The organism is Pseudoalteromonas sp. CST2, assembly GCF_028599385.1.
GTDB lineage: Bacteria > Pseudomonadota > Gammaproteobacteria > Enterobacterales > Alteromonadaceae > Pseudoalteromonas > Pseudoalteromonas atlantica.
The window spans coordinates 68,967-94,781 of record NZ_JAQREO010000004.1 but is presented as its reverse complement, the minus strand read 5'-3'; the positions used below and the strand labels follow the sequence as shown (position 1 = coordinate 94,781).

Annotated in this window: 24 protein-coding genes and 1 tRNA gene; 9 read left to right on the top strand and 16 right to left on the bottom strand. The window is 39.4% G+C overall.

All coding sequences use genetic code 11. The features are described from left to right. Positions 1 to 273: 273 nt before the first annotated feature. A complete protein-coding gene (locus tag PSH41_RS07340; RefSeq protein ID WP_029773462.1) occupies positions 274 to 2,496 on the bottom strand; it encodes a TonB-dependent receptor in 2,223 nt (740 codons plus the stop codon). Between the two features lie 414 nt (positions 2,497 to 2,910). Between PSH41_RS07340 and PSH41_RS07335 the strand changes: the two genes are divergently transcribed. Beyond that, positions 2,911 to 3,501: a LuxR C-terminal-related transcriptional regulator gene (locus tag PSH41_RS07335; protein WP_029773461.1), complete on the top strand. Its 591-nt coding sequence runs from the start codon at positions 2,911 to 2,913 to the stop codon at positions 3,499 to 3,501. Here PSH41_RS07335 and PSH41_RS07330 read toward each other — a convergent pair. From PSH41_RS07330 to PSH41_RS07305, 6 genes are all read right to left on the bottom strand, one after another. Next, positions 3,491 to 4,336 carry a hypothetical protein gene (locus PSH41_RS07330; RefSeq protein ID WP_273588991.1) on the bottom strand — a complete coding sequence of 282 codons (846 nt, stop codon included), beginning with the start codon at positions 4,334 to 4,336 and terminating at the stop codon, positions 3,491 to 3,493. The genes PSH41_RS07335 and PSH41_RS07330 overlap by 11 nt on opposite strands. Beyond that, positions 4,326 to 6,737 carry a fimbria/pilus outer membrane usher protein gene (locus tag PSH41_RS07325; protein ID WP_273588992.1) on the bottom strand — a complete coding sequence of 804 codons (2,412 nt, stop codon included), beginning with the start codon at positions 6,735 to 6,737 and terminating at the stop codon, positions 4,326 to 4,328. Before PSH41_RS07325 ends, PSH41_RS07330 begins: the two co-directional genes overlap by 11 nt. After that, positions 6,734 to 7,375, bottom strand: coding sequence for a hypothetical protein (locus PSH41_RS07320; RefSeq protein WP_244151762.1), 642 nt, complete (start codon positions 7,373 to 7,375; stop codon positions 6,734 to 6,736). The genes PSH41_RS07325 and PSH41_RS07320 overlap by 4 nt, the downstream gene beginning before the upstream one ends. An 86-nt stretch (positions 7,376 to 7,461) precedes the next feature. Then, entirely contained in the window at positions 7,462 to 8,160 is a 699-nt protein-coding gene (locus PSH41_RS07315) for a molecular chaperone (protein WP_064386815.1), read from the bottom strand. A gap of 54 nt (positions 8,161 to 8,214) precedes the next feature. Next, positions 8,215 to 8,691 (bottom strand): hypothetical protein, encoded by a 477-nt coding sequence (locus PSH41_RS07310; protein WP_024031845.1) that lies wholly within the window; start codon positions 8,689 to 8,691, stop codon positions 8,215 to 8,217. A gap of 55 nt (positions 8,692 to 8,746) precedes the next feature. Then, positions 8,747 to 9,217, bottom strand: coding sequence for a hypothetical protein (locus PSH41_RS07305; protein WP_024031844.1), 471 nt, complete (start codon positions 9,215 to 9,217; stop codon positions 8,747 to 8,749). Positions 9,218 to 9,729: 512 nt separating this feature from the next. Here PSH41_RS07305 and PSH41_RS07300 point away from each other — a divergent pair. Together PSH41_RS07300 and PSH41_RS07295 are read left to right on the top strand one after the other, a co-directional pair. After that, the gene (locus PSH41_RS07300) at positions 9,730 to 10,860 is read left to right on the top strand and encodes a porin (protein ID WP_096739942.1); all 1,131 of its coding nucleotides are present in this window, start codon (positions 9,730 to 9,732) and stop codon (positions 10,858 to 10,860) included. 12 nt (positions 10,861 to 10,872) lie between these two features. After that, positions 10,873 to 11,280, top strand: a complete 408-nt coding sequence (locus PSH41_RS07295; protein ID WP_273588993.1) for a phosphate ABC transporter substrate-binding protein — start codon at positions 10,873 to 10,875, stop codon at positions 11,278 to 11,280. Between the two features lie 226 nt (positions 11,281 to 11,506). Here PSH41_RS07295 and PSH41_RS07290 read toward each other — a convergent pair whose 3' ends face one another. From PSH41_RS07290 to rlmE, 8 genes are all read right to left on the bottom strand, one after another. Further along, positions 11,507 to 13,132 carry a methyl-accepting chemotaxis protein gene (locus tag PSH41_RS07290; protein WP_248443086.1) on the bottom strand — a complete coding sequence of 542 codons (1,626 nt, stop codon included), beginning with the start codon at positions 13,130 to 13,132 and terminating at the stop codon, positions 11,507 to 11,509. A 209-nt stretch (positions 13,133 to 13,341) separates the two neighbouring features. Further along, positions 13,342 to 13,426 (bottom strand) — tRNA-Leu (locus tag PSH41_RS07285). A gap of 81 nt (positions 13,427 to 13,507) precedes the next feature. Then, positions 13,508 to 13,855 carry a preprotein translocase subunit SecG gene (gene secG / locus PSH41_RS07280; RefSeq protein ID WP_004587340.1) on the bottom strand — a complete coding sequence of 116 codons (348 nt, stop codon included), beginning with the start codon at positions 13,853 to 13,855 and terminating at the stop codon, positions 13,508 to 13,510. Between the two features lies 1 nt (position 13,856). Beyond that, positions 13,857 to 14,606: a triose-phosphate isomerase gene (gene tpiA, locus PSH41_RS07275; RefSeq protein ID WP_055253015.1), complete on the bottom strand. Its 750-nt coding sequence runs from the start codon at positions 14,604 to 14,606 to the stop codon at positions 13,857 to 13,859. A gap of 80 nt (positions 14,607 to 14,686) precedes the next feature. Beyond that, positions 14,687 to 16,027 carry a phosphoglucosamine mutase gene (gene glmM, locus PSH41_RS07270; RefSeq protein ID WP_004587342.1) on the bottom strand — a complete coding sequence of 447 codons (1,341 nt, stop codon included), beginning with the start codon at positions 16,025 to 16,027 and terminating at the stop codon, positions 14,687 to 14,689. Next, positions 16,027 to 16,872: a dihydropteroate synthase gene (gene folP, locus PSH41_RS07265; protein ID WP_273588994.1), complete on the bottom strand. Its 846-nt coding sequence runs from the start codon at positions 16,870 to 16,872 to the stop codon at positions 16,027 to 16,029. The genes glmM and folP overlap by 1 nt, the downstream gene beginning before the upstream one ends. Before the next feature lie 70 nt (positions 16,873 to 16,942). Next, a complete protein-coding gene (gene ftsH, locus PSH41_RS07260; protein ID WP_004587344.1) occupies positions 16,943 to 18,886 on the bottom strand; it encodes an ATP-dependent zinc metalloprotease FtsH in 1,944 nt (647 codons plus the stop codon). Positions 18,887 to 18,952: 66 nt separating this feature from the next. Next, positions 18,953 to 19,582: a 23S rRNA (uridine(2552)-2'-O)-methyltransferase RlmE gene (rlmE, locus tag PSH41_RS07255; RefSeq protein ID WP_273588995.1), complete on the bottom strand. Its 630-nt coding sequence runs from the start codon at positions 19,580 to 19,582 to the stop codon at positions 18,953 to 18,955. A gap of 88 nt (positions 19,583 to 19,670) precedes the next feature. Between rlmE and yhbY the strand changes: the two genes are divergently transcribed. Further along, positions 19,671 to 19,967 (top strand): ribosome assembly RNA-binding protein YhbY, encoded by a 297-nt coding sequence (gene yhbY / locus PSH41_RS07250; RefSeq protein WP_004587346.1) that lies wholly within the window; start codon positions 19,671 to 19,673, stop codon positions 19,965 to 19,967. Positions 19,968 to 20,112: 145 nt separating this feature from the next. Here the strand turns inward: yhbY and PSH41_RS07245 are convergent, their stop codons facing one another. Beyond that, positions 20,113 to 21,237, bottom strand: a complete 1,125-nt coding sequence (locus PSH41_RS07245; protein WP_443197748.1) for a serine hydrolase domain-containing protein — start codon at positions 21,235 to 21,237, stop codon at positions 20,113 to 20,115. Between the two features lie 136 nt (positions 21,238 to 21,373). On the opposite strand from PSH41_RS07245, the gene PSH41_RS07240 reads away from it, so the two are divergent. The 5 genes from PSH41_RS07240 (at position 21,374) to PSH41_RS07220 (ending at position 25,709) form a co-directional block, all read left to right on the top strand. After that, positions 21,374 to 22,177, top strand: a complete 804-nt coding sequence (locus tag PSH41_RS07240; RefSeq protein ID WP_029773447.1) for a hypothetical protein — start codon at positions 21,374 to 21,376, stop codon at positions 22,175 to 22,177. An 87-nt stretch (positions 22,178 to 22,264) separates the two neighbouring features. Beyond that, entirely contained in the window at positions 22,265 to 23,122 is an 858-nt protein-coding gene (locus tag PSH41_RS07235) for a MipA/OmpV family protein (RefSeq protein ID WP_004587349.1), read from the top strand. Then, a complete protein-coding gene (locus tag PSH41_RS07230; RefSeq protein WP_004587350.1) occupies positions 23,112 to 23,495 on the top strand; it encodes a DUF3019 domain-containing protein in 384 nt (127 codons plus the stop codon). Before PSH41_RS07235 ends, PSH41_RS07230 begins: the two co-directional genes overlap by 11 nt. A gap of 196 nt (positions 23,496 to 23,691) precedes the next feature. Further along, positions 23,692 to 24,399, top strand: coding sequence for a response regulator transcription factor (locus tag PSH41_RS07225; protein WP_054982162.1), 708 nt, complete (start codon positions 23,692 to 23,694; stop codon positions 24,397 to 24,399). Positions 24,400 to 24,416: 17 nt separating this feature from the next. Next, positions 24,417 to 25,709: a HAMP domain-containing sensor histidine kinase gene (locus tag PSH41_RS07220; RefSeq protein ID WP_055253011.1), complete on the top strand. Its 1,293-nt coding sequence runs from the start codon at positions 24,417 to 24,419 to the stop codon at positions 25,707 to 25,709. The last annotated feature ends 106 nt before the right edge of the window (positions 25,710 to 25,815 follow it).

The window sequence follows — 25,815 nt, the reverse complement described above, 5'->3', positions numbered from 1 at the left end:
GCAGAGGTTTTTATTTAAACCTATGTTGATTGTTTAAAAGCCCTCTATGAGGGCTTTTTTATTGCCTAAAAATAAGGCTAGTTGATGCCTGTGGCGCTTTTTAATACTTAGCGATTAGCCTTCGCACCACACTAAATATATCAATAGCAATTGCACTACACGATTGTATAGCGCTTGTTACAAAAAGATTCGCTGTTGATCTAAGTTTTTCTTTTTACAGGCGAAAAAAAAGGTAAGCCTAAGCTTACCTTTTAATTAACTCATTGCGGGTTATTAAAGCTCAAAGTCTTTTTTGAATTTTAAACCAAACTCGCTACGGTCATTACTGCGCATTACACCAACAAAACCTGACTGCTGTAAACGACCTACATCGTAAACCTCGTTTAATACGTTTTCACCGTATAAGGTTACTTCCATATCGCCATAAGGGTTAGTGTAAGAAATATTAAAACCAACTAACTCACGCGAATCAATAGTCTCGCTTTCATTGTAAACCGACTGGCCTTGCATTTCGCTTCTGAAAGAGTAGTTAGCGTTAAATGCAACGGTTGCACCGCTATCTAAATCCATAAAGTAAGAAGGGGCAATCATTACAGTCCAACGTGGTGTTAATGCTGGTGAATCACCTTTACCAATACCTTGTACGCCTGCATCTACTTCTGTAATCTCAGAATCTAAGTAACCTACAGAGCTGCGAATTGTGAAATCGTCTGTAATGGCAACGGTAGTTTCAAGCTCAATACCTTGCGCTTTAGATTCACCTGCATTTTCAACAATCGTTACAAAACCACCGCCTGCAGTAGGGTCAGAAAATGGTAAAGCAAGGTCAGTGTAATCTGTTACAAATACAGCCAACATCATAGATACATTTTCATGTACTTGGCCTTTTAAGCCCATTTCGTAGTTAATTGCTTTAGTTTCATCAAACGATACAAACTGATCGGGGCCGCCAAACGGACGTGGAGGGAAACCGCCTGTTTGGTAACCTTTTTGAATTTGACCATAAACATTCATGTTATTGCTGATTTGATATGATGCGTTTACATCCCATGTTACAGCGTCAAACTCTGCACTTACGTATTTACGTTCAGCAAATGTTGGGAAAATCGCATCGGCATCTTTCTCATCTTTTGAGTAACGAAGGCCACCACCAATACTTAAATCATCTGTTAAATCGTAACTTGTATTAAAATATACAGCGTATGAGTTTGTTTCTTGGTTAATTTCAAAATCGCCATAACCACCAAATGAAGGTGTAACACCATCGTTTAATAAGCCATTAGGTGTATTGAATGGGCTAAATACAAATGGACCTGAACGTGTAAAGCCATCTTCATTAAAGAAGTAAAGGCCTGATACAAAGTCCATATTATCGTAAGTCGCATTTAGTTGAATTTCAAACGAGTATTGGTCTGCACCACCCTCTTCTGGGAACTCAGATAAATTAAGTGGTGAGGCATCATCATCAAGTCCACCTTCGTATTCAGAAGTACGGTAACTTGAAATAAATTTAGCCGTGTACGTATCATCAATTGCCCAATCAGCAGTAAATGACGTACCCCACCCTGAGTAAGACGTAGATTCAATACCAGCAACGGTAGTGCCTAAATCATCTGGGTCAGATGGGATCATATCCTGTGTTAATAAAGGAAAGTCACCATTAAATACATCATTTGCATCAAGCGGCTCAGTTAACTCGATAGTGTAAGGCGATTGACCCGACTCATTATCAACACCGTCAAGTGAAAAAGTAAACGCTAAATCGCTATTGGCTTGCCATTTAAGGGCTACGCGACCGCTAAACTCTTCTTCTTCACCAATTTCTTTTTCTGGGTTAGCTAAATTGACAGCTTCACCCACACCATCGCGCGTTTTGTATGATGCACTTGCAGACATACTTACTTCATCTGTTAGCGAGTTATTAAAGTATACATCGCCAGCAATACGTCCGCGGCTACCAATTTTAGCTGTAGTTGAAACAATCCCTTCATCACCTGGTTGCTTAGTAATTACATTTACTGCGCCACCTAAGGTATTACGACCATATAATGTACCTTGAGGTCCACGTAGAACTTCAACACGCTCTACATTTGGTAACGATAAGTTTGACCCCATTTGACGACCTAAGTAAACACCATCTAAATAAACACCTACACCCGGATCGGTTGTAATTATGTGATCTTGTAGACCAATACCACGAATAAACACAGAGGCATGCGCCGCATTACCTACACCGTAGCGAGTGATATTTAAGTTTGGAACGTATTTACCAATATCTTCTAGGTTACTCATATTGGCTTTATCAATTAGGTTAGCACCAATTGATGTGATAGCGGTTGGAGATTCAAACAAGCTCTCTGTACGTTTACGAGCTGTAACTTCGATTTTTTCAAACGCGTCTTGTTTTGCTGTTGTTTTAGCTTCTTCAGCATTTACTGAGGTAGTTAGTGCAGCGACAATTGCGAGGCTTAACTGTGAGAGTTTGCGTAGTTTCAAAATATTCTCCAAAGGATACCGTATAATTTAGTTATGCGAACTTATTGGCTTGGGCAATAAGTTTTGGGCATAAAAAAAGACGCCTAATAGCATCTTTCCTCTGGAAGGGTATTATATTACATATTTGTGAAGAAATGTATAAAAATTTTCATTTAATAAACATACAGGTACAAATTAATTATAATTTTTGATTATTGTTGGATAACCTACACAAAAAAATGGGCCTTTTGCTAAAAAGTAATCACGTTACACACACTCTAATTTTGTGCACCTTTTATGTTTACATATAAGAGAACCATTATTCCATAAAGCACATTAATTAAAGCTTCGTATAGCTTATCGAACTATGCACTATGATTGATATTAACCAAAAATAGCAATATAGTATTACTATTGCATCTACGGACAGAAATTATGGATATTAAAAATACTCCAATACGCTATATAAAGTGCTTTAATAGTCCAGACTATACTTCACTTTTCTGTGTAGCAGCTAACTACAACATTTTATTAGTTAATTACCAAGCACTTAATGTAATCACAACTTATGAACTTATCAATAAGTTTATGCAAGATAACGGTTATAAAAGCTTAGTTATTTTTGATGTTCCAAAAAATAGTGACGTATTAGCTTTAAAAGAATGGCCTAATTTAAAGGGACTTTTTTACGAAAGTTCAGATGACTCCCTTTTTCAACAAGGCCTTGAAGCTATTGAACAAGGTAAGCTCTGGTTTCCCCGTGATGTGACAGACAGCTGGATGAGACAAATGTTAGCCACTGAACAGCAAACCACCCTGCAATCAAGTAACCTTACTTGTAAAGAAATCAAAGTATTAAACTTGCTTTTCTCCGGTCTACACTCCACCGCTATTGCAGATAGCTTATTTATAAGTGAAGCCACGGTCAGAGTGCATTTACATAAAATTTATCAAAAAATATCTGTAAAAAACAAACAACAAGCATTGCTGTGGTGCCAAAAAAACTTAAGTAAAGTCAATAATTAAGTGGGCTTATTTGAAAACGAATAACGTCCGAATACTCTCCAGCGGCTTGACGTGTGAAGTCCTCCAATTGAATGCTAAGCGGAATGAAAAACTCAGTCTGGCCGGAATACGAAAAGTTTAGACTTGAAGCTTTTACTAAGTTAATTTCTTCTGAGCCTAATTGCAATGTATAGCTAATACCATACTTATTACTAAAAATAGAGTGTAATAAACGACTTTTATTCTCTGAGGTTACATTAAGTTGAACATCCGTATTCGTCACTATTTGTAAGCTAGGTAACATTGTGTATTTTTCTGCTGGCTTCAATTCTCCCAAATAAACAGTATTAGAAAAAGTGTTATAACCTAATAAAGATAAACTAGTTCGGGGTTGGATATTAGTTTCAATCTCGATTTCTATTTCATCTACGGTTTGCTTATTTTCATCATAGAGTCTCAACTCAAGCCTATCAGTGTAATGCCCTGCTTTTACTGGCGTCCCTGCGGGGATCACTAGCCTGATATCTACTTTGCTATTGTTAAGCTTAACCTGATTAATGCTCCTACTTAACAACTGATTTTCTAGACGAATTTGATAGTCAATAAATTGAGACTTACTTTTAAGGTATCCTTGGTTTTGCGAAGAAAGACTAAAATACAAAGTACAATCCGACGTATTTATTGTGTCTACTCGAATTGTCTTCTCAGCATCGACTTGTGATTTTACGTGATAAAATGACAGGTCATCAAACAAATATTCAATTTCACCAATACTTGCATCACACTGAGCATTAACTCTACTTGCCATAGTTAGTAAAAATATACTTATTGCTAAATACACAATTTTAATGAACATAAATAACCCCTTTTCGTTGAAGTTGCTCTGCATCATGAACCTCTATTAAAAATGTAGTACTATCTTTATTTTGTAAGGTCACTTTATACTGACAAGGAGCAAGGCCAGTTATTGCAAAGCGGCCCCGCTTATTTGTGAAGAATGTATACTCTTTGGCCGATGCTTTATCTTGACAAATAGCCTTTCCAACCATTAAGGCTAAGGGGCTCTCGTCCTTACTTCGAAGAGTTGCAATAACAGAAATATTTGCTGCAGTCCCAATTATTGCCTTATGTCCAGTTTTGTATTTAGGGTAAAAGCTAAGCATGCCAGAGCCCATATCATAGCCAGGGGCTAGATCATCAATATCAACAGGAATGTTAATATTGTCATATGAGCTCAAATCATTAAGTAATATAGTTTTGAAATCTCTATTATCAGCTCTATAGTCATTTTCAACTCGGCCTAATGTAATCACTTTATTTTCTAAACTTTTGTGGGCGTTAACCAAAGCAAAGCTATCGTATATAGGCTTTCCAAATGCCCATGCATCATCTGCAAAAGCTATGCTAGATGAGATGCTTACACGACTTTGATGATAAGCAGAGCGAGCATTTAAATCTTTATAAAAACTTGCATGTTCAAGGTTAGCAGCAAAACGGTTTGCGTTATATTGCATGTTTAAATCAAAGATAGTTTTATTTAATTCGTTGCTCTCTAAACCAGCTCGAAAGTTCAAAGCACCGACAAAACGCTGATTACTGTCTTGGGTAAATTCTAGTCTCGTTTTATCACGTCTAGACTGGTGGGATAGTTTAACTCTATGCTGGTTATTAAATTTATAGGTAAATGATAAATTTATACCCCACTCTCGCTCACCTTTTAACTCATCCCATTGCGCCCCTGCAGTATATCTCCACTGACTATTTACCAAGTCGCCTGAGAAATTGACTCCCAGCGATTTATCAAATTGAACACTTTGATGATCTCGGGAAATATTTGTAAAAAAAGAGGCTAATGTTCTATCGTTAACATAATAACTATAACTCGCCTGTGCATAGTGTTCTCTATAGCGGTTATTAAACGTATCTTGAGACCGATAACCTAAAGCTGTAAAGTCTTTTGAACTGTATTCATAACCGAGCGTTAGCTCACTTCCTAAGTTGCTCATATTATAGCTACTATAAACAGTACGGTAAGCGTATCCTTGGCGTTCCGCGAAGCTAAATGCGCCCTCAAATGCCAGTTGGCCTATTTGAGCTGCATAGATTTGTTTAAAGCCAATTTGTTGCGCATATTTATCTCCCTGCGCTGTAACCCCTGCAGTCCAACTTGGGGTCAGGCCATAATCCAGATAGGCACTGAGGAAGGGAGAATCTGGTTCATACTCGAGTTTATCGCCAGCCTCAGCAGGAACGCCTAAGTGAATTTCATATTCAAGCTGCCCTTGTGCAAATAAATCTAAGCCAGTCGCAACATCAAAGTTTACATAGCGTACAACGCCAGCTATATCAGTAATTTTTAGAGAGATATTATTGCTGCCTTCGCTCAAAGGTATGTCATCTAAAGAATAAATACCCGCAACCAAATTAAGGCGCTGAATAATTCGTTCATCGACATATACCTCTACACTTGAAGGGCTTTGAAGAGTAAAGCTACGTGAAGCGGTTGGCCTTATGGGCCTGTCTGATAATAGAGAAAAATCATGTGCTATTGAAAAGCCTAACAAACGAGAAGAGTTCTGGAAATAGCCACCAGAGCTAAAGTTGTCTCCAAGAGAAAGACGCATACCTAAATTTGGTAAATCATGAATAAGCCGAGTTCCTCGCCGCTTAAAACTTGATGAGGCAGGCTGCGATATTTTATTATATTCGAATTCATTTTCTACCACCCAGCCTTGCCAACTCGCTACAATTTCGGATCGTAATGCGTATTGCTCTTGAACTTGCTGTTGCTCCTTATCATCTTGATGAACGTAGCTTGCATATGCGTTAACAAACCCACTCGCATTGGCTGGTTCAATAGCCTTCAACCTTTTCCTTTGCATTTGCGCACTTAATTTTTGCGGGCGGGTTAATTCTACGGGAACAACAACGTCCAAACTAAAATCACTCATATCAAACACAACACTAAAACCTAGTTCCCTTAATGAAGTTACCGCTAAAGTATTGCCTTTTAATACCTTAAATAGCTCCCTCTCTTTTTCTTCAAGTAAAATTTCGCGAAGGTGTGGCTCTAATTCGTCCCACTTTAAAAAAAGGGCATCATTTTTATCAACTTTAAGGGAGACTTGACCTATAGGGCTTTTATTTAATTGAACTGACACATTAAGTTCAATTGTCTTACTAGAAGGGTTTATTTTTGCTAACACGCTAAGTGGTAAAAAAAATACAGCAAAGAGGAACACTGCTAAAGTTTTCATTGCACCAGATCTAAACTTAAATACTCTACCTCACGGCTTTCAATATGTTCAGGTAGCTTAACTTTTATGGTCTGTGTGGCATAAGGCGCAAAAAAAACATCGTACCCCTTCTCCAATAAAGCTTGTTTTTCAAAAGTAGTTACAACGGATTTATTTGTAGTTACTTTAATTTTATAGTCACTGAGCCGCGCAGCCCCCTCTCCTTCATTTTTGACTTGGGCTAAAACCTCTCCACTTTCTATTTTAGAAGTCAGTATTTTTAAGTTAGGTAAATATATATCCCTGTCTACGTGAACAACTAAATTTACATTCATTAATATTTTAAGTTGCGAGGTACCACTTCCGATATTAGAAGCCAAAGGCTGCTCTATTAAACTGACCTGATAACTCTTATCCTGCTGTGGGAGCCTCTGTCCAATCCATCTAAATTGAATCCTCTGACCTTGCCCTTCTTGTAAAAATAGTGAGGGAGGGAATACCCATAATGGAGAATCTTCCAGCTTAATTAAAGAAGGACTCGATGTAGAAAAATCGATTTCATATATTTCAATGTCAAATGCAATCTCTCTAGGCAGTTGATTGAAAATTAGACTGGAAGGTATTTTTGAAGGCTTCTCCGGGGATAATGTAACCACCATAGGTGTTACTTCCAGAGCCTCTACCGATATAGAAATACTACATATTAGTATCATTAAACATCGGGAGAGCCACTGAACACAAAACATTAGAATATAACCTCTAACTCACTATCAGCAGCTTGAAACTCTTTTGGTATTGAAATTGAAATATTACTTTTTGAATTTGGAAGTAAAATTTTACCTGATAGGGCTCTACTCAGATCCATTCCTTCTAAAGTTAATACTTTACCCTTAGATTTAATATTCCACTGACCTTTTGAAAGGCGTACATATTTGTTCCCTTGGTTTTCTAACGACACACCCCATTGATTTTCTGCTAATTGTTTTTTTTCTTTAATTATTAGGTTAGCTTTAGCATTATCGGGAACAACGTTAAATAGCGTTCTAAAACTAAGTGACATACCAACACCAGATTGGGCATTTTCGTTCAAGTTAACTGACACTTGTTCTACGGTGATTCGATAAGACTTAGAGTGGTTAATAATGGGCTCCCCAATATATCGAACGATTACCGATTGACTATTTCCCGGTGGGATAATCGTTGTCATAGGAATAATTAAGAAGTCTTCTTCGTTTACCTCTAAAGACTCAACGCCATTATCACTTATACTCATATTAAAAGCAGAAACATCAATAGTTAAGGGTTTATCCGATGGGTTTATTATTCGAAGTGTTTGCTGCGACTGACTACCTTGAGAGCTGAGATCGGCTACCATAGGTCTCACTTGAAAGGCATTGACTGAAAATGAAAGCAAACAAAATATAAAGATAAGTAAAATATGCATAGAATTCCCTCCTGAATAAAGGCAGTGCATAGTCACTGCCTTTTCTATTTAACTTTAGTTTGCTGTTACAGTTAGCATTAAAGTATCTGCATACGTACCTGCATATACAGGAGTCTGAGTAACTTCTAGGTCAATCATTCCTGTTACGCCTGTCGTTGCTAATGTGTTACTTCCACCATTGCTTTGAAAAGCACTCTGATCATTCGTTCCATCTTCAGCTGACAAAGTAAAGTCATAAGGACCTGCTGTTAAATGAGCAGTGTATCCTACACCTCTGTCTTCGTGATCAGCGTTTTGAAGGTGTCCCTCAGAAGTAGTTAAAGTAAGTGTTGCACCATCCACATCATTACATTTCAAGTCAAAATTAACTGTTTTTGTATTCCCCAACGCAAGAGCTGGAAAGTAGTGTGTTGTTGCAATATTGCTTACTTCACATACAGACTCAACGGCACCACCTACATTTAAGTTTTCTGCTAGTGCTGAACCTGAAGATAGTGCTGCGATTGCTGAAATTACGATTAGTTTATTCATTGTTATATTCCTTATCCATGTGACATATAGTTTGTTATGTTTAATAAATGTGCGTTTAAAGCACGCCACCCGATACTACTGATGGTGTCATTTCTATGCGGATCACATCCTGGTAGCTTCCTGCATATATCAAGGGTTCATCTAGAGTTAACTGAATCTCAGCAATGCTATCAAATAAAATATCATTAATATTAAAACTATATGTCGATTTGGTTGCCTGTGCCGATACAGACACATTGTTGTTGGCACCTTCCAACTTCCAGTTAATATTATATGAACTTATTCTACTGCTTTGCTCATGACTCAAACCGCCATTAAGTGACTGCATTGATATTCGCATTGGCGAATTACAGTTTATCTCTAATGTTGTATTAGCAACGCCATCAGAAGAAAATTCTAGGTTATTATTTTGTGAGGTAAATTCACACACCGGAGAAATATGCCCCACCAATGTAATACTTACTTCATCGTTACTATATGCATAGGATGCAAAGCAACATAATACTAACCATGCTAGCCTCTTCATCACTGTCACTTCCTTTGAACTACCTTGCTAATACAGTGGTAATGTTAAGGTAAAATTCAGGTTTAGAAAGTTGTTATTTGATTACAAAACAAAGGGTAAGACTAAATACACTGTAGCTAAGCATACCGTTTGGTATAAACATTTCAGTGACTCGTAATCGATAAAGGTAGCCTCTTTATTATTATCACTCTCTTAAAGTCCGCTTTAGCGCTATGTTTAATGTTTATAAACAAGCAAAACATAAGATAAATAAGAGATAAACAACCAATTAAACAGCAATTACTATTTTATAAATTATTAGCTAAACAACTTTAATAAATTTAAATAATTTTTAACTTTAATTAAATCAACAACTTTGATTACAAAAACCTCAAAATTAACAATTGTAAACTTCAATATAAACTAAATGCTCACTTCTTTTTTACTAACTAGCTAAAATTATTAGATAAAAACTAAAATCACTTCTATAATCCCCATGAAATCAACATCTAAATAACAAATAGGAAATACATATGAAAAAGCTATCTGTAGCAGTAGCAATATGTGCCGCACTTGCATCTAGTTACACGAGTGCTGAAGTTCGTATAAATGGCTTTGCATCTATAGTGGGTGGCAAAAGTCTAGACAGTGATCAAACTTTATACGGATATGATGACGATATCTCATTTAAAAATGAGAGTAAGTTCGCCTTACAACTCTCTGCTGACCTTCAAGAAAAGCTAACAGCTACAGCGCAAATTATTGCGCGTGGAGAGGATGACTTTGACGCAACATTCGAATGGGCCTATGTTACCTATGAATACAGCGATGAACTGCAATTAAGCGCTGGTAAAATGCGTGTCCCTTTTTACAAGTACTCTGACTTTTTAGACGTTGGCTATGCTTATCGCTGGGTTCGCCCACCGAGATCTGTATACGGTATTCCTTTTTCTACTTATGAAGGACTTAGCGTAGTATACAACAGCCAATTAGGTGACTGGGATTCTACATTACAAGGCTTTTACGGCGCTTTCGACGGTGATATTGATGTATTTGGAGATAGCTTACCTGCTGAGTTAAATAACTTAGGTGGTGTTAACTGGAGTGTTTCTTACGACTGGTTTAGTGCGAGAGCCGCATACATTGTTGCTGATACTTCAATCTCTTCTGATGACAGCGACCTAATTCAACTTATCGACGTTCTAAACACGAGTGGATTGACCGATACTGCCAATGATCTTGTAACTGATGAGGACGAGACCACGTTTTTCGGAATTGGTTTCTCAGTTGATTATGACAACTTCTTATTTGATGCTGAGTACACTCAATTTGAAGTAGAAGGCAGTATTTTAGCTGAACAGTCACAATACTATGTATCTGGAGGTTACCGATTCGATGATGTAACTGTTCATGTAACTTATGAGAATAATGATGATAAACACGATTCATCACGTTTCAATACGCTTGAGTCAATTCCATTATTAAATACTACTGTAAATTACGCATTAGAAAGTATGCGCGCGCAAAGCAATGTATACACCATTGGTGCACGATACGACTTCCACCCATCGGCTGCATTTAAAATTGATTTTAGTCGTTTTGATGATGACGTAACTGATATTGACACTGATGTAGTAGCTGTTGGCGTTGACTTAGTATTCTAATTGGAGCGAAATATGAAAAAATTAATCCTAGCCAGTGTACTGTCGGTAAGTGCGTTTAGCGCCTATGCTGAAGTTGCGGTAATAGTAAACCCTGGCAATGCAAGTGCACTTGATGCCGATACTATTAAAAAGATTTACCTAGGAAAAGCAAAGTCATTTGCTGACGGTAATAAAGTAAACCCAGCTACTCAAAATGGTACCGCTGTTGCTGATGAATTCAATTCTAAAGTAGTTGGTAAATCAAGTAGCCAATTAAATGCCTATTGGTCAAAACTTGTTTTTACCGGTAAAGGTACACCACCAGAGAAATTTGATTCTGACCAGGCTGTTATTGATTTTGTTGCTAGTAATGGCGACTCAATTGGTTACATAGACAGCAGTAAGGCAACAGATAAAGTTAAGGTAGTTGCTACGTTTTAAGCGCGGTAGCTAGATATAAAAAAACCACCGATTAGGTGGTTTTTTTATATCTAAATATTACGGCTTTATACTAATACCCTTAAATAAATAAGCAATTGAGAGGCAGACAAAGTGTGTAGTAAGCTAAGCAAAAAATTATTATTTAGTTGCTCTAAATAACGATTTTTTTATGCAGCGAGCGCCTAGCTTAGCCTCTAAAATGATTAAGTATTATTGCAGGTTAATATTACTCAATTTTAAATTTCGCAGTGGCATCTAAAAGGTTATCTGAAAGGTAGTGTAGGTTTTTCGCTACATCCCTTACCGCCGCGAGTGAGTCCATGGTGTCTTCAAACGATTCATGCATATTCGTCACATTTTCTACAACCATCGCAGCAACCGATGTTTGCTCTTCTGTTGCAGCGGCGATTTGTGAGTTCATACCATTTATTTCTAACATTTGCTCTGCAATTTTTTCTATCGAAACGCCAGTTTTCTCTGCGGCTGTTGCATTATCTGTGGCCATATCTCGCGCTGATGTCATCGCCGTCACAGACTCATTTGCAGCCTCAGTCAAGGTGCTTAGTAACTCACGAATTTCATTCGTTGAATGTGCTGTACGTGATGCAAGCTCTCTTACTTCATCCGCAACCACAGCAAAGCCTCTACCGTGCTCACCTGCACGAGCCGCTTCTATAGCAGCATTTAGTGCTAATAAATTAGTTTGCTCAGCAATAGATGTGATCACATTAAGAATTTGAGACACATTTTTTGTATCATCAGCTAACTTATTGATAGTTGAGGCAGCTTGATTTATTTCATCACTTAACGTACGTGAGGCGGTGACCGACATTTGAACTTGAGTTCTGCTTTGTTCTACCTCTTTTTCTGCGGTTTGCGCTGCATTTGATGCACTTGCCGCCGATTGAGAAATATCACCCACGCTTTGCTTCATCTCTTCCATAGACTGTTTAACCACCTCAGCCTCTGTTGTTTGCTTTGTGGTTGCGCGTTCAGCCTGCTCCATTCCTTGCACTAAGCGAGTTGAGTTTTCCATTAGAGGCTCACATACCGCGATTACTTCAAGTACTGTTTTTTTCAGCAAAGCGATGAAGGAGTTGAAGTTAATTGATACTTGACCAATTTCATCCTCCGAATTTACGCTCAGATTAGTGCTCAGCGACCCTTTACCGTTTGCGAGCAGACTCAGGTTATTAGCGGCATCACTTGCAGAGGCAGCAATACGTTTAGCAATCCAAATAGCCATAAATAGCAGTAAAATTAACGAAACAATAGATACCACCAACATAAGTGTTAGTGCGTGATCAGAACGCTCTTTAGTACTTGCAACTAATTCAAAAAAGCGATCGTCTGCTTTTGCTTGAGCGGTTTTAAACCTTTCAAGCACATCATTATACAGTGCTGTTTTTCTTTGTGCTTGTTGCTGAATTTTACTAAAGTCAGCTGTTCCATTTACCATGCCATTGGCAATACTGGCTGATATTTTTTCGTAATTTGCTAACTGAACTTTCGTGTCACTATGAATATACGAAGCGTTTATTTGCTCAACCGCATTTATGTTGTTGCTTAGTGCATTGTATGTATCAGCTGCTTTCTCTACTAACTCCTGCTCTCCAAATGTAACTGCTTGCGTATAAAGCTCATCGAGCTTTTCTAAAAGACTTACATTTGCTGATGTTAACTTAACAACCTGATATGAAGACTTTTCCATTTCATCAAGTGCGATTCTATTGTCATTCATTGCAAAGTAATTAATCAAAACGATTGCTAAAAATGCTACAACCGCAATACTGGTAATCGCATGTATTTTTTTACTTATGCTGAGGTTTTGAAAAGAGAAGCCTGAAGCCATTGTGTATACCTTATTTTGTTGTCTATATCTATTATCGGCTTATTACCTATAAGTGTTAACTAAATTTGTAATATTTCTAGTTTTTTTTACAAATACAGCGAGTTTTAAACAACTAATAAACGCAAAAAGGATCAAACGATTAATAAGTGAGCAAATTGAAAATTTCCCATAAAAAAACCAGTAACATTGCTGCTACTGGTTTTATAATTTGGTGCGGATGGGGGGACTTGAACCCCCACGCCCGAAAGCACTACCCCCTCAAGGTAGCGTGTCTACCAATTCCACCACATCCGCATTTTTAAGCTTTCGCTTTGGTGTTAAACTTATTGACTTACTTGAGGAGTATAAGTCGTTTAACGTTAGCTTTACGCTAAATTAGTTTGGTACGTCAGAGCTCTGCTGTTGAGTAACAGGTACGTCTTCTTCTGCTGGCGCTACAGTTTCTACTGCAGGTGCTGCTTCAAGGTTTTCCCACTCATCGGTCTTTTTAATTTGACCGGCAGTTAAGTTACCTAACACAATACTTAAAACAAAAAACACTGTTGCTAAGCTTGTTGTTGTTTTGGTCATGAAGTTACCTGCACCTGATGAGCCAAAAACTGTGCCCGAAGCACCGGCGCCAAATGAAGAACCCATGTCTGCGCCTTTACCTTGCTGGATTAAAACCATACCAACTAAAGCTAAAGCAACAACTAAATAAACTACTAATAAAATTTCGTACATCTTATACGGTCCCTTTTGCACTGTTACAGATTGCAGTGAACGAATCTGCTTTTAGACTAGCACCGCCAATAAGGCCGCCGTCTATATCTGGTTGTGCAAATAATAATTCGCTATTTTTTTCGTTAACGCTACCACCATATAAGATGGTAAGCCCTTGTGCTAAATCGCTATCTAATGATGCAATTTTGTCACGGATAAATTTATGAACAGCTTGTGCCTGTTCTGGCGATGCAGTCTTACCTGTGCCTATGGCCCAAACGGGCTCGTATGCTATCACAGAATCTTTCAGTGCTGCTACACCTAATTTCTCAATTACTGCATCAATTTGTGCAGCAACCACGTGTTCGGTTTGACCGTTTTCTTGTTCGCTCTCGCTTTCGCCAATACACAAGATAGGTGTTAGTCCCACTTGCTGCGCACGGGCAAATTTTGCGGCTACGGTTGCATTGCTTTCTTTGTAAATACTGCGTCGCTCTGAATGACCTACGAGTACGTACTTAGCACCTAAATCTTTAATAAGCTGAGCATCCACTTCACCGGTAAAGGCGCCTGGGGTATTTTCACTTAGCGTTTGGGTACCCGTGGTAACACCACTGTCAACCAATGCTGATACTAATGGAAATGGAGGAAATAAAACAATGTCTATCTCATTTGATTTAACACTGTTAATGGCATCAGATAGTTGAGTGACAAGCTCTAAAGAGCCATTCATTTTCCAGTTGCCTGCGACCATTGCCTTACGTATTGCCATTTTCCACTCCAGATTAGAAAGCGGGCGAGATATTAACTTTTCTCGCCCTAAGTTACAAGAGGTTATTGTTCTCAATCAGTTTATTTGCTCATAGATTCGACAACTGCTGCAATTTTTTGCGCACTGTCTATGACTATTTTTTCTTGTTCGGCTTCAACCATAACACGTACTACCGGTTCAGTGCCTGATTTACGAAGTAAAACACGGCCTTTTTCGCCTAAAGCTTGCTCTACTTGCGCAACCGCATCTTGTACTTCTGGTGCTTGTGTAGGGTCTGTGCCAGGTGTGTAACGTACATTAATCATTTTCATTGGGTACTTTGTAAAACCAGCCCCTAAATCTTGTAATGTGCGATTTTGAGCCACCATTGCAGCCAATACCTGAAGGCTTGAAATGATACCATCGCCCGTGGTGATTAAATCAAGGTTTAATACATGGCCTGAGCTTTCACCGCCAATTCTCCACCCTTTTTGCTGCAGCATTTCCATTACATAACGGTCACCAACTTTACTGCGCGCGAATTCAATTCCTTTTGCTTTTAATGCATTTTCAAGCCCCATGTTCGACATAACCGTGCCAACAACACCACCACCTAGCATATGATCTTCAGCCGCTTGGCACGCTATAATATAAACTAAGTCATCACCGTCAAATACGCGACCGTTGTGATCAACCATCATTACGCGATCACCATCACCATCGTAAGCAATACCCACATCAGCTTTGTGCTCTAGCACTTTGCGTTTTAACGTATCAACGTGTGTAGCACCACATTCATGGTTTATATTCACCCCATTAGGCTCACATGCATGAGTAATCACTTCAGCACCTAGCTCACGCATTACCGACGGTGCAATATGGTAGGTTGCGCCATTGGCACAATCTAGTACAACTTTTAAACCTTCAAGTGATAAGCCTTGTGGAAATTGGCTTTTACAAAATTCAATATAGCGCCCATCAGCACTTACTAAGCGCGAGGCTTTACCAAGTTTATCTGAGGCAACACAGGTCATTGGTTCATCAAGCATCGCTTCAATTTGTAGCTCAACGTCGTCATCCAATTTTAAGCCTTGGCCATTAAAAAACTTAATCCCGTTATCGTAATAAGGGTTATGCGATGCACTAATTACAATACCTGCTTCGGCTCTAAACGTTTGCGCCAAATATGCTACAGCGGGCGTTGGCATTGGCCCAAGCAGTACGACATCTATTCCTGCGGCAATTAAACCAGCTTCAAGCGCGGTTTCTAACATGTAACCTGAAATACGGGTATCTTTACCTATAATTACTTTTTTTGTTCCACTTAGAGACAAAACTCGACCTGCGGCCCAGCCTAATTTCATTGCAAACTCAGGGTTAATTGGAGCTGTGCCCACTAAACCACGTACCCCATCGGTACCAAAATATTTTCTTTCGCTCATTATAAAGCTCCTTTTTCGCAAGCTTGGAGTACACCAAGCACATCTGCTGTTTCTTTTACATCGTGTACACGAATAATTTTTGCGCCATTTTGCGCGGCAATTAGCGCACCGGCTAAGCTGCCCGCTAATCGCTCATCTGTTTTTCTGTTTAGCAAAGTACCTATCATCGACTTGCGTGAAAGACCTGCTAAAAGCGGTAGTTCAAATTTATTAAATGCATTAAATTTAGCAAGTATTTCAAAATTATGCTCTAGGGTTTTGCCAAAGCCAAAACCTGGGTCGAGGATAAGTTGCTCCACCTTAATACCCGCTGTTTCGCATGCGCTTATACGCTGCTCAAAAAAGAGGTTAATTTGCGCTAGCAAGTCAGTATAAGTGGGTTCACTTTGCATTGTCCGTGGCTGCCCTTGCATATGCATTAAACAAATTGCTACATCGGGATACTTAGCGAGTGTGCTAAGTGCGTGGGGCTCTTGTAATGCACGTACGTCGTTAACTATATCAGCACCTGCTAAAATCGCCTGCTCCATGACCTGTGCTTTACTGGTATCTACCGATATAACGCAGTCACTTTTAGCTCTAATGGCTTTTATTGCAGGTATCACACGATTAAGTTCATCGTCTAAATTAACATCTGGCGCGCCTGGACGTGTAGACTCCCCGCCAATATCAATGATAGTTGCACCCTCGTCTAACAACTGCATTGCCTGTTGCACCGCGTGCGCTGTATCTAAAAACTTTCCACCATCAGAAAATGAATCTGGGGTCACATTTAAAATACCCATCACACATGGTTTTTCTAAATTAAGTTTACGCCCACGGGGAAGGTTTATTATGTTAGTCATCGCCAACCTTTTAGTTATTTGATACAAAAAAGCCCCGAAGTACGGGGCTTTTAAAGTATTATTTTAACGATTATTCAGCTTTATCATCAAGGTTTGTTTCATCTTTTTTCGATGAATCATCCGGTTTTTGGCTTTCATCAACCGGCTTTTCTTGAGGTGCGACTGTTTTAGTTGGCTTATCGTCTAAACGGTCGTGTGCATCACGTGGTTCACGCACAGGCTGACGCGCCATTAAATCATCAATTTGTTTAGCATCAATTGTTTCATATTTCATTAATGCATCTTTCATCGCATGAAGAATATCAATATTTTCTTTTAATATATCTTCTGCTCTTTGATAATTACGGTCCGAGAATAAGCGTACTTCGGCATCAATTACTTTAGCTGTTTCATCAGACATGCTCATTGCGCGACCACCGCCGCCACCCATGTACATCTCGTTTTGATCTTCAGCGTAAAGTAACGGACCTAGTTTTTCACTCAAGCCCCACTGCGTTACCATCTTACGTGCAATATCTGTTGCACGCTCAATGTCGTTACTCGCACCCGTTGTTACTTTGTCTTCGCCATAAATAAGTGCTTCAGCAATTCGGCCACCGTAAAGGCTTGAAATCATTGACTCTAAAAGCTCTTTAGAATGGCTAACACGGTCCTGTTCAGGTAAGTACATAGTTACACCAAGGGCACGGCCACGTGGAATAATCGACACTTTATAAACTGGGTCGTGCTCTGGCACCATACGGCCAACAATAGCATGGCCCGCTTCATGGTAAGCCGTCATTTCTTTCTCTTGCTCACTCATCACCATGGTCTTGCGCTCTGCACCCATCATGATTTTATCTTTAGCAGCATCAAACTCAGCCATACTTACAACACGTTTATTACCACGTGCGGCATAAAGTGCGGCTTCGTTTACAAGGTTTGCTAAATCAGCACCAGAGAAACCAGGCGTACCACGTGCAATAACTGCCGCTTCTACGTTATCGCCTAATGGCACTTTACGCATATGTACTTTGAGAATTTGCTCACGGCCACGAATATCAGGCAAACCAACCACTACTTGACGGTCAAAACGACCAGGACGAAGTAATGCAGGGTCTAGTACGTCAGGGCGGTTAGTTGCCGCTATAACGATAATACCTTCGTTACCTTCAAAACCATCCATTTCTACTAGCATTTGGTTTAGTGTTTGTTCACGTTCGTCGTGTCCACCACCCATGCCAGCGCCACGCTTACGACCTACAGCATCAATCTCATCTATAAAGATAATACAGGGTGCAGCCTTTTTAGCTTGCTCAAACATGTCACGTACACGCGATGCGCCCACACCAACAAACATTTCAACAAAGTCAGAACCTGAAATGGTGAAAAACGGTACTTTTGCTTCACCGGCTACGGCTTTTGCAAGTAATGTTTTACCTGTACCAGGAGGACCCACCATTAGTACGCCCTTAGGAATACTACCACCAAGTTTTTGGAACTTAGAAGGGTCACGTAAAAAGTCTACTAACTCTGTTACGTCGTCTTTTGCTTCATCACAACCTGCTACATCAGCAAAAGTTGTTTTAACTTGGTCTTCGCTCATCAGGCGCGCTTTGCTTTTACCAAACGACATTGCGCCTTTACCGCCACCGCCTTGCATTTGACGCATGAAGAATATCCATACACCTATAAGCAGCAACATTGGGAACCAAGAGATAAAAATACTTGCTAAAAACGATTGTTCTTCAGGCTGAACGCCTTTCACATTTACATCATTTTTAAGTAAATCATTAATTAAGTCTTCATCGTACATTGGCATTGTGGTTTGAAAACGCTCACCACTGCTTTTAGTACCTGTAATATTACCCGTTCCACGGTCAATAATAACTTCTTGTAAAGAGCCGCTACGCACGTCTTTTACAAATTGAGTGTAACTTGTTTGACGATCAACTTGATCGCCGCCATTAAAGCTCTGAAATACTGACATTAGCACAACTGCAATAACCAGCCAGAGTATTAGATTTTTCGCCATATCGCTCAAGGGGTTAACCTCTTGTATCCAATTAATTTAAATTCAACTAAACGCCAAGCAACTGTACTACAGTTTGTAGCCGGTCGCTACTATATATACTTCCCGAGAACGGGCACGTGAGGCATCAGGTTTGCGTATTTTCACTGCCTTAAAACTATTACGAACGTCTTGCAAGTATTGATCAAAGCCTTCACCTTGAAACACTTTAACAACAAATGCACCATTTTTCTTTAATACTTGATGACACATATCAAGTGCTAATTCTACCAAATACATGCTACCCGCTTGATCTACCGAGTTATTACCGCTCATATTTGGTGCCATGTCAGAGAGTACCACATCAACATTTTTACCATCAATGCGTTTTAACAATGCATCAAGTACGGCTTCTTCACGAAAATCGCCTTGTAAAAAGTCAACCCCCGCAAGTGAGTCCATAGGTAATATGTCACACGCAACAACCTGACCTTTATCAGATACTTTCTCGGCTAAGTATTGTGACCAGCTGCCAGGTGCAGCACCTAAATCAACAACGGTCATACCAAGGCGAAGCAGTTTATCTTTATTTTGGATCTCATCTAATTTGAAAACAGCTCGAGAACGCCAGCCTTTTTTTTGCGCTTGCTGAACATATTGATCATCAAAATGTTCTTTCAGCCATCGCTTTGAACTGGCTGAATGTTTTTTATTTGTCATAAATTAACACGCAACTAATTAGTAATATTCTTTAGATGGCGTTAGAATACCCTTAATTCAAGCCATATTCAGCAAAATTTGTATAAACATGACATTATCAAACAAACAAAAGCAGTTTTTAAAAGGTCAGGCGCATAGCCTTAAGCCTGTAGTTTTACTAGGTTCTAACGGTTTAACCGAGGGCGTAGTAGTCGAAATTCAAAGTGCATTAGAAATTCACGAATTGATTAAAGTAAAAGTACCTACTGACGATCGTGAAACAAAAGCACTTATTTTTGATGCAATCGTTCGTGAAACCGGCGCTACTAAGCTACAAACAATAGGTCACACTGTTGTATTGTATCGTCAAAGTGCAGAAAAAAAGATTCAATTACCACGCGCATAAGTTAATTGTGCAGTGAGCTTTTTATAAAAAAACCAGCATTAAGCTGGTTTTTTTATTATATGTACTTATTTATGCTTTTTACCTTTAAACAATAAATTTAAAGCACGGCGCTTTTTAGGCAATTTTAGGCAATTTTAGGCCTGTTTTATTTAGTGCGTTTGTATTTTAATAAACGGTCTAGAAATTCAGTAGTTAATTCATTTATCACGCCTGTTTCCGCGTTAACAATCAAACTAAAACCCACATTTAAATGCGGTATAACCACTAAGTCACTGCGATAGCCTTGCACCCAGCCACTATGATAATAAAGCGTTTCATCGTTGTAGTTATAAACACGCCAGCCTAATCCATAATAAGCTTGTTCTAATTCCTTTTTCCATACTCGTCTATAACGCTCTTTTTTTGTAAGTGTATAAGGACGTGTTTGTGTAGCAAGTGCATCTAAAGAGAGTACATCTAGGTTTTGCCCTAATTGCGCATTTAACCATTTTGCCATATCGGTGGCACTTGCATTTACGCCCGCAGCCGGGCCGACTTTATAATAATTTTTTTTCAGCTTGGCTGTGTACCAACGTTTTTTGCCTCTAACGTGCGGCAACGCATAATTTTTATCCTGCACCATTGCATCGTAGCCTAAGCTGGTATCGCTCATTTTTAATGGTGTAAAAATTCCCTCTTGCAACCACTGGTCATATTTTTTATTGGTACTGCTGTAAATTACATCATCAATTAAACTAAACATCACATTTTGATAGCCATAGCATTGGCCTGGTTCGCAAATGGGCTTTACTGTTAATAGCTTTTCGACAATATCGGGGTAATTCATTCTTGATTCAATTAAATTGTCATACGCATTAGGAACCAAACCGCTGGAGTGACTTAATAAGTGAAATACTTTTAAATTATCTTTATAAACCGTGCCTTTAAAGGCAGGTATATACTCACTTACCGGTTTAAATAAATCTATTAACCCTTCACTTGCAAGCTTTGCAGTTAACGACCCTGCAAATGTTTTTGACACAGAAGCCAACCTAAAGCGGGTGTGGCGGTTAACCTGTGTGCCACTTCTTGCCTTAGTGCGGCCCATGGTGTGGATATAATCAGCGTTACCAATACTCACTATCGAAAGCGCAGCGCCAGGAATACCTTTACTGTTGAGTTTTTTTTCTGCGTAGCGTCCATACTGTTTTACGAATCCATCCCAGCTTGAGTCTGCTTTAGCTATTGCCTGAAGCGGTAAAGATAGACAAATAGAGACCCAAACATACATAAAATTAGTGAGATACTTCATTCGTTACAAATTTATTCTTTTTTAACTACATCTATGTGCATAATATCATGAAGTTTTGATAGGACTAACGTACAATGTTGCGATTATTGGCTTTTTAAGTGGATGTTAAGTATTTATGCGTTTTATAGTTGTATCACTTTTTATATTATTATCAGCAGGTTGTGCAATTACCAAACAGCCGGCCGAGCCTTTGGCTTTACCGTTAAAGCCAACATTAAAGAGCGAAACTTACCAGCTTGAGTATAAAACAGAGCACGCATCGCCAAAAGTTAAGTCTGTACAGTTACCGGCGCACAAAGTAACACGCGGTCAAACAGTGCGTATTACAACCGATAAAGCAAGCGTAACAGACACGCTATTAAAGCAAATAACCCAAGCCTTGAACGATAAAGGCTTAGAAGTGACTGATAGCAAAAACAGTGACTACACGTTAGCTATTCATCAGTTAGATTTAGCTTTTACTGACGATACAAAATATGCGTTAACTCAACCTGAAAACCCTTATCCTTTATTTGCCAAAGTAGCGCAGCAATACCCTACCCAGCAATGCGCCACCATACTAGCGCAAGTGAGCATGCGCATTACGCACCGCGCCTCTGGCGATGTGGTATGGTTTGCAAAGTCATCAATAGACAGCGCAAGCTTCCACCGTGAGCCTTTATTGTTTAGCTTTGCCCAAGAGCAAAAAATTACTAATGAGTTAGAAGTGGCAACATTTGTACATCAACAAAATACCGAGCAAGCCCGTATAGCGCGCGCAGGTAAGGAAGTAACTGTACCGCCCTTTAAAACTATTACTAAATTAAGCAGCTTAACTAAACTACAAGGCCCATGTACGCGTACAGAGGTGAGTGCCTTAACGCCTATGATGCAATATTACTTAAGCAGTATTTTAATTGACAAAATAAAAGTGCAATAACGTAAAAAACTACATTTTTTTACAGATTCAAGGATTCACTTACCAATATAATACGCTTAATAACAAATAATAATTAGGTCCCCAGGGATGAAAAACGCTTTCTTACAGCATACTTTTATTAATAGCGTATTGCTTTGCGCCAGTTTTTTGAGCTTTCAAAGCCAGGCAAGCAATCGATACTATGCTGATAACACGCTAGAGCCCACCCAAGGCTTTGCGTGGGATTGGAGCGCTGGGGCTGGTTATTATGTAGAAGACTCTTACCTAATTGGCCTTGATTCCTATGACGATGGCATTGAACTCGATTTAAGCCTGGCTATTTCCTACGAAAACTTTTATCTCGACTTTGATCATAACCAATTAAGCGGCGGCTTAGTTGTGGGTTACAGCCTTATAGATAAATTTGATTGGGGCTTGGATATATTAGGCACCAATACTCAGGCTGGCTTTGATGACAAAGGTTTAGGTTTTTACAACCACGGTGTAATAGAAGAGCTTGCGGGTATAAAATCGCGTAATTACGATTTTGATGCTGGGCTAAGATTAACGCGCCGCTTTGAAAACTCGCAAATTTCGTTTGAGTTTTTACATGATATTACAGGTACACATAATGGCTGGGTGTTTAACACCTTTTTTAGCCATATTTTGCCATGGCGTAATTGGGAGTTTAGATCTGGGGTGGGTATTAGCGCTTATTCGGGCAGTTTTACTAACTATTACTTTGGTATAGATGCAGACGAAGCCACCGCTAATCGCCCTATTTACACCCCTAATGGCAGTACCAGTATTATGTTTGAGTTTCATGCTGAGTACCCTATTTCTCAAGATTGGGTATTTTTGTCTGGCTGGTTAACAACGTGGTTTTCAAAAGAAATAGACGACAGCCCCATTATTTCTCAAGGGTATCAACATAAAGCCAAGGTAGGCCTACGTTATGTATTTTAGATGGATCTGTTTATTATTGATCTTCCCTGCTATTTCATCTGCTAAAACAACAGATAAAACGGCCCCATTAATTGCGCTGCCCGACACTTGTGTTGCACTACGTGAGGGCCGTAATTGCTACGCTGATGTAACGCTTAGCTGGCAGCAACCAACTATTGGTAATTACTGCCTAAGAGACGCAACATCAAAATATATAATGCAATGCTGGTTAAAGCAGCAACAAGGCGTATTTGAATATACCTTCGACTCCCAGCAAAGTATTTCTTTTGAATTGTTTGATAGTAATACAGCCCAAGTTATTGCCACAACAGAGGTTAAACTGCAGTGGGTTTATCAAAATAGACAAAAAAAACGCCGCTGGCGCTTGTTCTAATTAGAGGTGTGACCTTCGTGATTGATTTTACAGCAATGTGTGTTTGGTAATTAAGTAAGTCAGCGCTTATAAAGTGTGGTTGTTTACCTATATAGGCACTAATGCAGCATAAATCCCAAACCTATGCAGCCCTTAGGGTTATTTAAGGGCGAGTTTCAATCCACACACGGCAACCCACTAGCACTAAGGAAGCTTTATGGATAATTACGGCACTATTTTATTAGTTGAAGATGACACCTCTTTAGCCCAATGGGTTGCAGAGTACTTAACCGAGCAAGGCTATACCACCCATGTTTGCCACCGCGGCGATGAAGTAATAAGCCAGGTAAAAAACTTAAACCCTAACATAGTGTTGCTCGACATTATGCTGCCAGGCCAAGACGGTATAAGTGTGTGCAGAGAGCTACGTAGCTTTTACACCGCGCCCATTATTATGCTAACCGCCCGCGATGATGAAATGGATGAAGTAATTGGTTTAGAAGTAGGTGCGAGTGATTACATCATGAAACCTGTGCGCCCTCGCGCATTACTGGCCCGTATAAAAGCAGCGCTGCGCCTTACCAGCGAACCGACTAAAGTAACCACTAACGAGAGTGTGATTACTGTAGGCGCACTCAGTATTGATACTCAATCACGCAGTGTAACGCTTAATAATCAAGATATGGCTATTTCTAGTGCTGAGTACCTCCTACTGCACTATTTAGCCAGTAATGCAGGGCAAGTAGTCTCGCGTGATGCTGTGTTTAAAGCAACCAAAGGCCGTGAATACGATGGGCTTGATAGAAGTGTTGATGTACTAATATCTGCGCTGCGCAAAAAGTTTCATGATGACCCGCAAAACCCAGAAAAAATTAAAACTATTTGGGGGCGTGGTTATTTACTTGTTGCCACTGCGTGGGAATAGTAACCGTGGCGGTTTAAATGAAAAAATTTTACATTTCACTACTCGGTAGTGCGCTGCTTTCTATTGTTGTATTGGGCTGGCTAATCGATGCATTTAGCCAACAAACTCAAACACCGCATGATGAATTTAGCCTTCAAAGCCAAATGATCAACGGCTTTAGTAAACATTTGAGTAGTGTAGCGACCTCAGAGCGCGCAGCTTATGTAAAGCAATTGGCAAACGACTTTAATGTAAAGCTTGATTACAAAAATAATGAATCCCTAGCCCTGCCGCCGTCATTAATACTACAAATGCATACCCAAAGCGGCCTTATTTTAGAAGACCAGCAAGGTTTTTATATGCTCTACAGTAGCGAAGTATTGTCGCCTTATCATCTTTCCATGCGCCTAGATAAAGGCTTTGAAACAGATCAGCGCAACGATATTATTTTAACTTTGTTGTTTTATGCTGGGCTCTGCATTTTTATGGGCTTTATTATTGCCCCACTTGCTAAACGCTTAACAGTATTAAACGATGCGGCTAAAAAATTTGCCGCAGGAGATGTGCAAGCGAGGATAAAGGTCTCTCACTTTACCTACATAAGAGATGTTGAGCTTACATTTAACCGCATGGCTAGCCAAATAGAAAAGCTCGTGGCGGAGAACAAATTAATGGCATCGAGCTTATCGCACGATATTAGAACCCCTATCGCATGTTTACGCTTTGGCTTAGATGCTGCGCTCGACAGCGCAGATATGCCTAAAGTTAAACAATACCTTGTGCGTATGGAAAACGATCTCGATCATATGGAATCGATGCTTAAAAGCTATTTAGCCTTTGCAACCCTTGAGCAAAATGCCAACCAGCTCACCTACTCGCAAACTAATTTATCGCACTATCTAGAAGATTTACTTACACAGCTTTCGCCTAAAATTGAAACCAGCCAACTTAAAATACAACTAAACAGTAGTGACGATATGGTTTTTGCTGACTTACATTGGCTTGCTCGGGCTATTAGTAATTTAATTGGCAATGCCTGCGACTTTGCAAAAGACACTATTTACGTCAGTGCAAAGCGCGATGAGCATTATTTATATATTACGGTTGAAGATGATGGCCCAGGCATCGCACCAGAGAACTTTAATAACGTTTTTAGCCCGTTTTTTAGAGAAGAAAGCCACCGTAACCGTGCTGATAAAAGTTATGGCTTAGGGTTAGCCATTGTTGCAAAAGTGGCAGATTGGCATCACGGCAGTGTAAGCGTTAGTAAAAGTGCGCGGCTTCAAGGGGCGTGTTTTACCCTTAAAATTGGCCAGCATCACGATTCGTAAAATATTATTTACACAACTGTAATTAGGGCCTGTTGGCCTTTTAGGGTTATAATTTGTTCTATCTAGGGGCTGTTTAATCGCGGCGCGAGGTTTGTAACCTAGTGGG